The following is an 11,264-nucleotide window of genomic DNA, read 5'->3' on the forward strand; positions in this document are numbered from 1 at the left end:
GCACAAAAAACTATTCATTAATATGTAATGATACACAGTTGTTATATCCCTTTATAATATGTTATACTTATACTATTAAGGGATTGTAACTGTTCAGCAGGCAACACCTAAATCAGTGTGCATATGAAACTATGCATACTGATTTAGGTGTTTTTTATTTAAAAGAGGAGGAATCAAAAGATGAATTATCGTGTTAAAAAAATATACAATAACAATATTATTTTAGCGGAAGATGATAAGATGTCTGAAGTGATACTCTTGGGGAAAGGAATCGCATTTCAAAAACAGATCGGAGATATAGTCGACATAGACAAAATCGATAAAAAATTTATATTCGAATCCCCTGAAACTTATTCTAAATATATTACCTTATTAAAGGAAATACCCTTAAATCAGGTGGAACTGGCAAATAAAATAATTGAACAGGCCCAGGAAGAGCTGGAGGTTACATTTCATGACAGTATCTATATTGGGTTAACAGATCACATCAGCTATACTATATCCAGATACAAGACAGGTCTGGCGATAAAAAATGCTTTACTCTGGGAGATAAGGAACTATTATCCAAAGGAATATCAGGCAGCAAAAAATTCACTCAACCTGATCAGATATTATGAAAAAATTTATCTTTCGGATGATGAAATAGGATTTATTGCACTTCATTTTATAAATGCACAGCAGAATGGTGAGGAAATTAAGCAGACGATGGCGGTAGCAGAAATTGAACATGACGTTTTGAATCTTGTTAAATACCATTATCAGATTGAACTAAATGAAGATACGTTAAATTACAGCCGCTTTGTCACTCATATCCGCTTTTTTGCAAGAAGGCTGTTAAAAAAAGAAATATTTATGTCAGAAGATAATTTCCTTTATGATCAGATAAAAGTAAAAATGCCTCATGCAAAAGCATGTGCGGATAAAGTTAAGGACTATTTCATAAAAAAATACAATATTACAATTTCCCAGGAAGAAATGATCTATTTTATGCTCCATATCAACCGGGTTGCAGAAAGGGAAATCAAAGAGAGCAGAAACGAAACCCGGTGAAGTCAGTAATATCAGAACCAGGATTTAATAAAAAGGAACGTCGACACCTTTTTATTTCATATAGATATTAACATAGAACCAGGAGAAAATTATGAATCATTATGAATTAGCGAAAGAAATCTTAGAGCATACGGGCGGAAGTGAAAATATAACACAGCTGAACAATTGCGCTACCCGCCTTAGAATGAATTTTAAAGACGAATCAAAAATCGATTTAAATAAAATAAAACAAATAAACGGTGTGTTAGGTGCAGCAAAGAAACTGGGACAGTATCAGATCATAATAGGTACCGATGTGTCAAACGTTTGTGATGAGATAAGAAAGATGGGGCAGATTGACGAATCAGCAGTGCCAATGAAAAGAGCAGGAAAATTAGATACATTAATGGATATTTTCGCTTCCATTTTTACGCCGGTTATACCGGCAATTACTGCTGCAGGTATGATAAAAGCTATTCTGGTAATCTGTGTTCTCCTTGGAATGAATAAGGAGTCCCAGGTTTACTCCATATTAAATTTCATTGCAGATGCCGGTTTTTATTTTCTTCCGGTTATGCTGGCCTTTTCATCTGCCCGGAAAATGGGCTGTAATCCCTATCTGGCAGTTATGATGGGTGGAATTTTGCTTCACCCCAATTTTGCTAAAATGGTATCTGCAGGCGATCCGGTATTCTTTCTGGGGCTTCCTGTAAAACTGGTTAATTATGGTTCCAGCGTAATTCCGATTATACTGGCAGTCTGGCTGATGACCTATGTGGAACGGTTTGCCGATAAGATTTCACCAAAGCCGGTAAAGTTTTTGATGAAACCGGTTTTAACTATATTAATTGTTGCACCGGTTGTTTTGATTGTGCTGGGACCTTTGGGTTCTTATGTTGGTACTGTGATTGCAGCGGTAACGGATTTCCTAAATAGCCGGGTAAGCTGGCTGGTTCCCATGCTCATGGGTGCTTTTATGCCCCTTTTGGTTTTAACAGGGATGCACTGGAGTTTTCTTCCTATATTGATGACATCCTATACTACTTACGGTTATGAAGCAGTTATGGGACCTGGAAGCCTTGTCTCAAACATTTGTCAGGGAGCTGCTGCACTTTGTGTGGCATTTAAAACAAAAGACAGGCAGTTTAAGCAGCAGGCATCCTCTGCAGGAATCACCGCATTAATGGGAATTACAGAACCTGCCATGTACGGAGTTACCATTAAATATAAGAAAGTACTTGTGTCGGTTATGCTTGGGGGTGCAGCAGGTGGCTTTTACGCCGGTCTGATGGGCGTGGTCCGTTATACATCAGGGACTCCTGGTCTTCTTTCCCTGCCGATATTTATTGGTGAAAATCCAATGAATGTAATCCATGCGCTCGTTTCCTGTACCATTGGATTTTGCATTACCTTTGTATTAACCTGGTTTTATGGATTTAAAGAACTGGAAAAGGAAGGGGATCGTGAGCAGGATAAATACAGTGAAGCAAAGGAACAGGTACAAAAGAGCAAAAAAATTATTATATCCAGTCCTGTTAATGGTAGGAAAGTGAACCTTTCAAAGGTAAACGATGAGACATTTGCGAAGGAAATAGCAGGAAAAGGAATGGCAGTAGAACCTTCAGACGGCAGAATTACAGCTCCGTTCGACGGGGAGGTTGTAACTGTATTTAGGACAAAGCACGTTATTGGACTAAGGAGCAGTGAGGGAGTAGAATTAATGATCCACATTGGTATTGATACGGTGGAACTAGAGGGTAAGCACTTTACGGCTTATGTAACAGATGGTGATGTAGTTAAAACCGGTGATCTTCTGATGGAATTCGATAAACAGGCAATTGAAGCAGCAGGATACGAAACAGTAGTTCCTGTTATCGTGACCAATACAGGAAATTATCTGGATATAATTGCAAGTGAAGAGGGAACGGTTGAAAGTGGACAGCCACTTTTCACTGTACTTTAAGGAGTTGTTATGAAAATAGAAACAGATTTTCTCTGGGGAGGAGCTGTAGCTGCAAACCAGTGTGAGGGAGCTTATCTGGAAGATGGAAAAGGTTTATCCCCTATGGATATCCTTCCGTCTGCACAGTTGGGCAGAAAAGAGGCAATGTATCATCCGCAACTGGCACTTATAAAAAAGTATGATTATTATCCAAGTCATGAAGGCATCGATTTTTATCACCGTTACAGAGAAGATCTTGCTTTAATGGAAGAATTAGGGATAAAAGCATTTCGTACATCAATCAGCTGGGCGCGTATTTTTCCAAATGGAGAAGGGGAACCAAATGAAGCAGGATTAAAATTTTATGACGACCTGTTTGACGAATGCAGAAAGTATAATATGGAACCGGTTGTAACCATCTGTCATTTTGATACACCCCTTGCATTGACTAAAAAATACGGCGGCTGGGAGAACAGAGCACTCATCAGCCTGTACTTAGAATATTGCAGAGTACTGTTAAAACGGTTTGGGAAAAAAGTTAAATACTGGATAACCTTTAACGAAATTAATATGATTACACACATTCCCTTTTTCGGAGGTGGGCTGGCGATACGGGAAGAAGAAAATACCAGCCAGATTGTCTACCAGGCGGCCCATCATCAGCTGGTTGCCAGTGCACTGGCAGTTAAAATGGCTCATGAGTGCGGTGAGGAGCTTTACGTTGGCTGTATGCTGGCAGCAGGATCCTTTTATCCCTATAGCTGCAATCCGGACGATGTCTGGGAAGCAGTAGAAAAGAATCAGGATACTTATTTATTTATCGATGTACAGGTACGCGGAAAATATCCCTCCTATGTGCGACGAATCTGGAAAGAGAAAAGTGTCTCTCTGAACATGGAAGACGGCGATGAAGAGATTTTGCGCTGCAATCCAGTTGACTATATTGCATTCAGTTATTATTCCAGCCGCCTGGCAGGTGTGAGCCCTGCCATCAACGGTAAGGTTGCTGACGGCAATGCTATTCACACATTGAGAAATCCCCATCTGGACATTACGCCATGGGGAAGACAGATAGATCCCATGGGACTGCGTATCACAATGAATGATTTGTATGACCGCTACCAGAAACCATTGTTTATTGTGGAAAATGGTCTGGGAGCCGCTGACAAAATAGAGGTGGATGGAAGCGTTAACGATGATTACCGGATTGAATTTACCAGAAACCATATAAAAGCTATGAAAGCAGCCATGGAAGATGGTGTGAAATGCCTTGGTTATCTGGCCTGGAGCTGTATTGATCTTGTGAGTGCAGGAACAGGTGAAATGAATAAACGCTATGGTTTTATTTATGTAGACAGGGACAATGATGGAAACGGCACAATGGATCGCATTAAGAAAAAGTCCTTTAACTGGTATAAAAAGGTGATTGAAAGCAACGGTGAAATGTTGGATTAGCAATCAAATCTGACAGCTATCAAATGAAAGGGAGAAGATAGTCATGGAAAAACGAAGTGCATTAATAACAAATTCATTGGGACTTCACGCTCGGCCTGCATTGCAGCTTGTCAGACTTTTAAAAGAGTATCAGTGCGATATTCAGGTCTACAAAAATAAGGTGATTTCAAAAAAGTACCAGCCGAAAGACATTGTTTCAGTTATGGCAATGGATGCAGTAAAGGGAGACGTTCTTACATTTGAAGCAAATGGGACAGATGCAATAGAAGCGCTGGAAGCAGCAACAGCATTCATAAAGGACAATTGCGGAGAATAACCATAGATTAATACCTTGCAGAGCACGAATGGTGCCGCATAACAGTCATCAGACAGCTGTTATGCGGCACCATTATATTGTAAAAGCATCATAAAATCCGGACATTTTTCAGAGCACCTGTTTTGGAGAACTCGGTCCATTCGCATACATTCACCGCATGATCTCCGATTCGCTCCAGATATTTGGCAATCATCAGCAAATCGATACACTGGTCAATATGCTCGGTAGACTGTTTTAATAAATCCACTACATCAACCTTTACCTTACCAAACAGCTCATCCACTACATCATCCTGCTTCTCAATTTCCTTTGCTGTATCCAGATCCTGTTTGATAAATGCTTCAATGGAACTGCGCACCATCTCTCTGGCAGCAGCTGCCATGGAAGGAATATGGCGGACTACATGATAAACATGCTCCCCTTTAATACGAAGTATCAGTTCTGCAATATCAGATGCATGGTCTCCGATTCTCTCCAAATCCGTAACAACCTTCAAAGCACTGGAAACCACTCTTAAGTCACCGGCTACCGGCTGCTGACGAAGAATAAGGGAGAGGCAGCGGGCTTCTATGGAGCGCTCTAAATCATTAATGGTACGGTCACCCTTTATGATGTCCTCCGCTTTTTCAAAATCCTGATCTTCAAAGGCGATAAAGCACTGCTCAATGGAATTTTCCACTAACCGCCCCATCTCCTTAATATCATCATTTAAAAGATTTAATTCATGTTCATAATTGACTCTTGTTGTCATGTCTGGTTCTCCTTATAATTTGTTTAAAATTTTAAATATGAATCAGCCGAAACGGCCTGTAATATAATCTTCAGTCCTGGAATCCTTAGGAGCTGTAAAAAGCTCAGTAGTAGGAGCGTATTCCACAACCTCACCTACCAGAAAGAAAGCAGTGTGATCGGCAATACGGGTTGCCTGCTGCATGTTGTGGGTTACGATTGCCACTGTATATTTTTCCTTCAGCTCATCCATTAAGTCCTCAATTTTCAAGGTGGAGATGGGATCAAGGGCTGAAGTTGGTTCATCCATCAACAGAACCTCTGGTTCTACAGCCAAAGCTCTTGCAATACAAAGACGCTGCTGCTGGCCGCCGGAAAGACCAAGAGCTGACTTTTTTAACCGCCCGGATACTTCTTCCCAAAGAGCTGCTCCTTTTAAACTTTTTTCCACAATGTCATCAAGTTCCGATTTATTTTTGATACCGTGAATTCTGGGTCCGTAAGCAACGTTGTCATAGATACTCATGGGAAAAGGGTTGGGCTGCTGGAACACCATACCGATTTTTTTGCGCAGCAGAGTGGTATCTACCCTTGAGTCATAGATATTTTCTCCATCTAAAAGGACTTCCCCTTCAATTTTAATATTGGGCACCAGATCATTCATCCGGTTTAAAGTTTTTAAGTAAGTGGATTTTCCGCACCCGGATGGTCCGATAAATGCTGTAATTTTGTTACTGTAAAGTTCCAGGTTCACATCCTTTAAGGCGTGATTGGTTCCATAATATAGATTTAAGTGGCTGGATGATATTTTAATTGTATTGGTATTCACGATTCTTTCGCCTCCGTGTTGAATTTATGGGACAGATATTTTGCGAGACCATTAATTGCAAGTACGATAACAAGCAGTACCACCGCTATTCCAAACGCCTCATCGTATTTGGCTTTCTGCATGCATAAGTAAAGCTGAATCGTCAGTGTACCGCCGGATTCAAATATTTTTCCCAGAAAGTTTCTGGGAAGGATATAACCGCTTCCTGCCGTAAAAAGAAGAGCAGCTGATTCACCTACAATTCGCCCGATTGCAAGAATAATTCCTGTTACAATACCCGGCATTGCGCTGGGAAGTAAAATAGTACGGATCATATACCATTTGGTTGCACCGATCCCCAGAGCGCCGGAGCGGTAGCTTTCAGGAACTGTTTTTAATGCTTCCTGTGTAGTTCGGGTGATCAGCGGCAGAACCATAATGGATAAGGTCAGTGCACCGGTGAGAATGGAATAACCAAGTCCCAGGGTTGTGCCAAAGAATACATATCCGAAAAGTCCGAAAATGATGGAGGGAATGCCGGAGAGTGTTTCTGTCGTAAACTCGATGGTACGGACCACTTTTCCGCCTTTCGCATATTCGTTTAAATAAATGGCGGAGCCTACACCGATAGGGGTGGCGATAACCAGTGTGATTGCCACCACGTAAAGAGTATTGACTATATTTCCCAGGATGCCGAAAGTTCCTTTAATCGTGCTTGGCACTGTAGTAAGGAACTCAATGCTCAGTTGGGGTACCCCTCTTACAAACACATATCCCATGATGCCGATAAGAATGAAAATCGAAATTAAAGCGCATAAATAAATAAGTAAGGTTAAGAGTGAGTCTGAGACTCTTTTTCTGCCATTATAAATACTATTTACAATAACGGAATCTCTATGAACGGGGATTGTGAGATCATTTGTCATTTTTGTCCCCTCCTTTCTTTAAAAGGCTGTTTAAAATCACATTGATCATCATAATAAATACAAAAAGAACCAGTCCTATTGTGAAAAGAACCTGCTTATGAAGACCTGATGCATAGGACATTTCCGATACAATTGCTGTTGTGAGGAAGCGGACTGAATGGAAGGGAAGCGGAAAATTCACAGAACTTCCTGATACCAGACTGATTGCCATGGCTTCACCGATGGCCCTTCCTGTACCGAGAACAATTGCGGTAATAATACCTGATTTTGCAGCAGGAATTACAACATGAAAGATAGTCTGAATTTTTGTTGCACCTAATGCAAGGGAAGCGCTTCTAAAATGCTGGGGCACGGAACGCAGGGCGGTTTCGCTGATATTAATTACGGTAGGCAGTATCATAAGAGCGAGCACCAGAACTGCTGAAATTAAATTTGCTCCTCCTGTAAACTGATGGGTAGGAGAGTCCTTAAAAATCTTCAGCTCCAGATCATACATAAGTGGATTGAGAATCAGGATTCCCAGAAGACCATAAATAACAGAAGGGATTCCTGCTAAAAGTTCTACTGCGGGACGAACGATATCGGCCAGCTTTTTAGGGGCTACCTCCGCCAGAAATACGGACGTCATAACCCCGATGGGCACACCGATTAAGATAGCCAGAGCAGTTCCCACAATAGAGGTTAAGATAACATACAGAATTCCAAAGCTTGGTACGGCCGCGTCCGGTTTCCAGACAGAACCAAATAAAATATCCAGAATTCCGACTTTGAATAAAGCGGGAGTGCCGCTTGTTAACATATAGATACTGATTGACGCCACAGCCAGAACAGCAAAGAAGCCGCAGATGGTAAAAATCACTTCTGCAGCATGTTCAATACCAGATTTACTTCCGTGACCGCCAAATATGGAATAAGACTTTGATTGCATATCATGGCTCCTTTCGTGAAATGGGGACGTAGCGTAAGCTTACAGCTGCGTCCCCATGCAGTACATTCATGATGTGAAGGAACGATTATTTCTGTTCCGGTTAGTTAGCTGGGATTAAGCCAACAGATTTTACCAATTCTTTTCCTTCATCAGAATGGATATAATCAAATAATGCTTTAACGTTGTCGTTCTGTTTGGAAATATCGCCTTTGGTTGCCATAACAAACGGACGGCTTAAGAAGTAGGAGCCGGCTTTGATATTTTCTGGTGTAGGATCAACGTTTTCCAGCTTAAATGTCTTTACAGTTTTGTCAAGTACATCGAGAGAAACGTAACCAATGGAACCCGGGGTAGATGCTACCTTTGCCATTACTGCGCCGGTGCTGTCAAGTTCGTTGCTGTATTTGCAGGCATCTTCCAGTTTTAATAACTCTTCAAATGCACTTCTTGTACCAGATCCGGATTCACGTCCGATTACTACGATAGGCTGATCAGCGCCGCCTAAGTCTTTCCAGTTGGCAGTTGTTCCGTTATAGATGGCAATCAGCTGATCCTTTGTCAGATTTTCAACTTTATTAGCGGGATCGGTTACAACTGCAATACCATCAATCGCTACAATATTTTCAACAACACCTTTTGCTTTTTCTTCATCTTTTAAATTACGGGAAGCATTTCCGATATCAGCAGCACCGTTGGTAACAGCTTCAATTCCTGCTCCGGAACCAACGAATTCAGCCTGAACGGTAACACCAGGATATTTCTCCATAAATACTTCACTTAAAGCAGTTGCAAGTTTTTCCATTGAGGTAGAACCAACCATGCTGATGGAACCCTTTAAGTCTGCAGTTGCTTTTGCGGTGGTTGTTGCGGCGGCAGCGGTAGTAGTTTCGCTGGCAGCGGCAGTAGTTTCAGCTGCTTTTGTTTCAGCAGCAGTTGTCTCAGCCGTGCTGTTGCTGCATCCGGCTATTGCGCCCATTGTTAACACTGCCATACCGGCAGCTGCAAGTATTTTTACTAAATTTTTTTTCATAATCACTTTCTCCTCTTTTCATTTAATTTTGCTTTCGCTTACATCATGGAGTATAGCAGTCAGTCTGTGTTTATGATATCATGTTTTAGTATAGAGTCTGTAAAGCTTGTGTAAAACACTATAATTGATGTATAATTCTTCATAATTAGTATTTTCAAAAAAGAGCTTTCGATTCTTAACCATTTCTATTCTGTATTGTAAAATGCTTAAATTTCAGATGAAATACGGAAAAATCCCTTTATTCTTTATAAAAATAGCGGGATGGACTGGACAGAGTGGGAGCAAATGTGGTAAATTGTTACGTGCATTTTATTATAGAAGTAACAAATGATGATTCCGTAATATTAAAGAACGGATACAAAGGATACGAGAATGGAGGACGTTTTCATGGGAGCATATCAACTGAAAATCACGATCAAAGGAAGCAAGCCGCCGATTTGGAGAAGGATTCTGGTACCTGAAGGAATAACGTTTGAATCACTTCACCATATGATTCAGGCGTCATTTTGCTGGTCCGGCCAATACCCGTATCAATTTGAGTTTCGTTCAGAAAAAATACGGATAGCATCAGAGAATATAGAACATTCGGGTCAGTACCGGTATGGTTTGTCAACGGACAGCATTGACGGGCATATATCAAAGGATTCTAAAATTACATATGTATCTTTCGGCTCTGGGAGCTGGGAATTTGTTATTCAGACGGAAGATTACTTAAATGAGTATCAGGATACGGCAGCCAGGGTCATTAAATATAAGGGGGAATCGATTCCGGAGACTTGCCGCAGTTTGGAAGAATACGCAGGTCTTATGGAAGCCTCATCCGATAAAGGACTGGAATATGATATGGCAGCAGTGAATCTGCGTCTGGAACAGATGGCTGATAAATCTGAAGACATCATCATTTCAGATATATTTGACTGCTACGATAAAAACAGCATAATTGAAATTGCAAAAAGACATCATATGGATGGATACAGCAAGTTTAAAAAAGAAGAATTAGTGCAAAGAACCATTTCTTATATATTAGATGAGAATATAATGAAGCCTTATTTTCTTTGTGTCCGTGACTGTGAGATGAAAGCATTTGAACAGGTTATATCCGGCAGCACAGAGCTTAATTATCTGGATGCAGAAAATATGGACTATCTTTATGCCGGAGGATATGTGACTTCAGGGTCAGACCGCTGTTTTCTGGTTGCGAAGGAAGTAATAAAGGCATATGAAGCATTTAATACAGAAGAGTTTCAGGAAGAACGGTCCCGCATAAGCAGAATCGGAGACTATCTTTGTGCCGCTAATTCCCTGTATGCCATAACCCCTCCGTCTGTTATTCTGGAAACATTTAATAAATATGAAGAGAAGAAGCTGACGTCGGATGAACTTTTAAATGCATATGAATCTTTAAGGCCTTACCGCTTAATGGTAACCTATATAGAGGGTAATTTCGTAGATGCAGCATTATCAGAACAAAAAAGCTATACAAAACTTTTGCGCACGCAGAAGAAAGTTCCCTATTATATTCCCACTCAACAGGAGATCCGCTTCATGGCGGATAATTCCGGATTCTTAATGGGAGGTGAATTAAGCAGGCTCAGTCAATTCCTGGTTTCTGAATTAAGTGTTCCGGATGAAATGATCCCACTCATTCTCCGCCAGGTCCAGGCTGAAATCAGTATGGGCGGACAGCTTCAGGAAGTTATAAACGATTTAGAGGCAGCAGGAATTCTCATGGAATCTTCCGAACATATGGAAAAACTTGCTGTGATTGTAACTGATATCTGGAATAATACCAGAATGGTACAAAACAGAGGTCATAAACCTTATGAGATGGCGATGAGGGGATTCGATGAAATTAGTATTCAAAGGAAGAACGTTCAGAAGATCTATCCCAACGACACCTGCCCTTGCGGAAGCGGTAAGAAATACAAGAAATGCTGTGGGAAAAAGGCCTGATCATAGACAAAAACTTTGGAGCGCATCCGTAAGTTGGGATGAGCTCCCTTTTTTACCATAATTGTTATTAAAATCATGTTTTTCAAAATAATCAAAAAAGTTTTAAAAACATGTTGACTTTTATCGTAAGCTTTGGTATGATATACCT

At 40.7% G+C, this 11,264-nt stretch carries 10 protein-coding genes; 5 read left to right on the forward strand and 5 right to left on the reverse strand.

The window, feature by feature from the left end:
* Positions 1 to 180: 180 nt before the first annotated feature.
* The 4 genes from licT to DS742_RS24985 all read left to right on the forward strand — a co-directional run bounded on the left by licT (position 181) and on the right by DS742_RS24985 (position 4,742).
* Positions 181 to 1,050, forward strand: a complete 870-nt coding sequence (licT, locus tag DS742_RS24970) for a BglG family transcription antiterminator LicT (RefSeq protein ID WP_117419647.1) — start codon at positions 181 to 183, stop codon at positions 1,048 to 1,050.
* Positions 1,051 to 1,141: 91 nt separating this feature from the next.
* Positions 1,142 to 2,992, forward strand: coding sequence for a beta-glucoside-specific PTS transporter subunit IIABC (locus DS742_RS24975; protein WP_117419648.1), 1,851 nt, complete (start codon positions 1,142 to 1,144; stop codon positions 2,990 to 2,992).
* 9 nt (positions 2,993 to 3,001) lie between these two features.
* Entirely contained in the window at positions 3,002 to 4,426 is a 1,425-nt protein-coding gene (ascB, locus tag DS742_RS24980; RefSeq protein ID WP_117419649.1) for a 6-phospho-beta-glucosidase, read from the forward strand.
* Between the two features lie 43 nt (positions 4,427 to 4,469).
* Entirely contained in the window at positions 4,470 to 4,742 is a 273-nt protein-coding gene (locus DS742_RS24985; protein ID WP_117419650.1) for an HPr family phosphocarrier protein, read from the forward strand.
* Between the two features lie 88 nt (positions 4,743 to 4,830).
* Here the strand turns inward: DS742_RS24985 and phoU are convergent, their stop codons facing one another.
* The 5 genes from phoU to DS742_RS25010 form a co-directional block, all read right to left on the reverse strand.
* A complete protein-coding gene (gene phoU, locus DS742_RS24990; RefSeq protein WP_117419651.1) occupies positions 4,831 to 5,493 on the reverse strand; it encodes a phosphate signaling complex protein PhoU in 663 nt (220 codons plus the stop codon).
* Positions 5,494 to 5,535: 42 nt separating this feature from the next.
* On the reverse strand, positions 5,536 to 6,300 hold the full coding sequence (gene pstB, locus DS742_RS24995) for a phosphate ABC transporter ATP-binding protein PstB (RefSeq protein WP_117419652.1): 765 nt from the start codon (positions 6,298 to 6,300) through the stop codon (positions 5,536 to 5,538).
* Positions 6,297 to 7,205, reverse strand: coding sequence for a phosphate ABC transporter permease PstA (gene pstA, locus DS742_RS25000; protein ID WP_117419653.1), 909 nt, complete (start codon positions 7,203 to 7,205; stop codon positions 6,297 to 6,299). The genes pstB and pstA overlap by 4 nt, the downstream gene beginning before the upstream one ends.
* Positions 7,195 to 8,133, reverse strand: a complete 939-nt coding sequence (gene pstC, locus DS742_RS25005) for a phosphate ABC transporter permease subunit PstC (protein ID WP_117419654.1) — start codon at positions 8,131 to 8,133, stop codon at positions 7,195 to 7,197. Before pstC ends, pstA begins: the two co-directional genes overlap by 11 nt.
* Before the next feature lie 100 nt (positions 8,134 to 8,233).
* On the reverse strand, positions 8,234 to 9,163 hold the full coding sequence (locus tag DS742_RS25010; protein WP_117419655.1) for a phosphate ABC transporter substrate-binding protein: 930 nt from the start codon (positions 9,161 to 9,163) through the stop codon (positions 8,234 to 8,236).
* Between the two features lie 387 nt (positions 9,164 to 9,550).
* Here DS742_RS25010 and DS742_RS25015 point away from each other — a divergent pair, with 387 nt between their 5' ends.
* Positions 9,551 to 11,116 carry a plasmid pRiA4b ORF-3 family protein gene (locus DS742_RS25015; protein WP_117419656.1) on the forward strand — a complete coding sequence of 522 codons (1,566 nt, stop codon included), beginning with the start codon at positions 9,551 to 9,553 and terminating at the stop codon, positions 11,114 to 11,116.
* Positions 11,117 to 11,264: the final 148 nt, after the last annotated feature.

It is taken from the genome of Lacrimispora amygdalina (assembly GCF_003432035.1).
GTDB lineage: Bacteria > Bacillota > Clostridia > Lachnospirales > Lachnospiraceae > Lacrimispora > Lacrimispora amygdalina.

Excerpts from the sequence above, each read along its gene's own strand:
- licT (WP_117419647.1), top strand. The coding sequence starts at position 181 with ATGAATTATCGTGTTAAAAAAATATACAATAACAATATTATTTTAGCG.
- DS742_RS24975 (WP_117419648.1), top strand. The coding sequence starts at position 1,142 with ATGAATCATTATGAATTAGCGAAAGAAATCTTAGAGCATACGGGCGGA.
- ascB (WP_117419649.1), top strand. The coding sequence starts at position 3,002 with ATGAAAATAGAAACAGATTTTCTCTGGGGAGGAGCTGTAGCTGCAAAC.
- DS742_RS24985 (WP_117419650.1), top strand. The coding sequence starts at position 4,470 with ATGGAAAAACGAAGTGCATTAATAACAAATTCATTGGGACTTCACGCT.
- phoU (WP_117419651.1), bottom strand. The coding sequence starts at position 5,493 with ATGACAACAAGAGTCAATTATGAACATGAATTAAATCTTTTAAATGAT.
- pstA (WP_117419653.1), bottom strand. The coding sequence starts at position 7,205 with ATGACAAATGATCTCACAATCCCCGTTCATAGAGATTCCGTTATTGTA.
- pstC (WP_117419654.1), bottom strand. The coding sequence starts at position 8,133 with ATGCAATCAAAGTCTTATTCCATATTTGGCGGTCACGGAAGTAAATCT.
- DS742_RS25010 (WP_117419655.1), bottom strand. The coding sequence starts at position 9,163 with ATGAAAAAAAATTTAGTAAAAATACTTGCAGCTGCCGGTATGGCAGTG.
- DS742_RS25015 (WP_117419656.1), top strand. The coding sequence starts at position 9,551 with ATGGGAGCATATCAACTGAAAATCACGATCAAAGGAAGCAAGCCGCCG.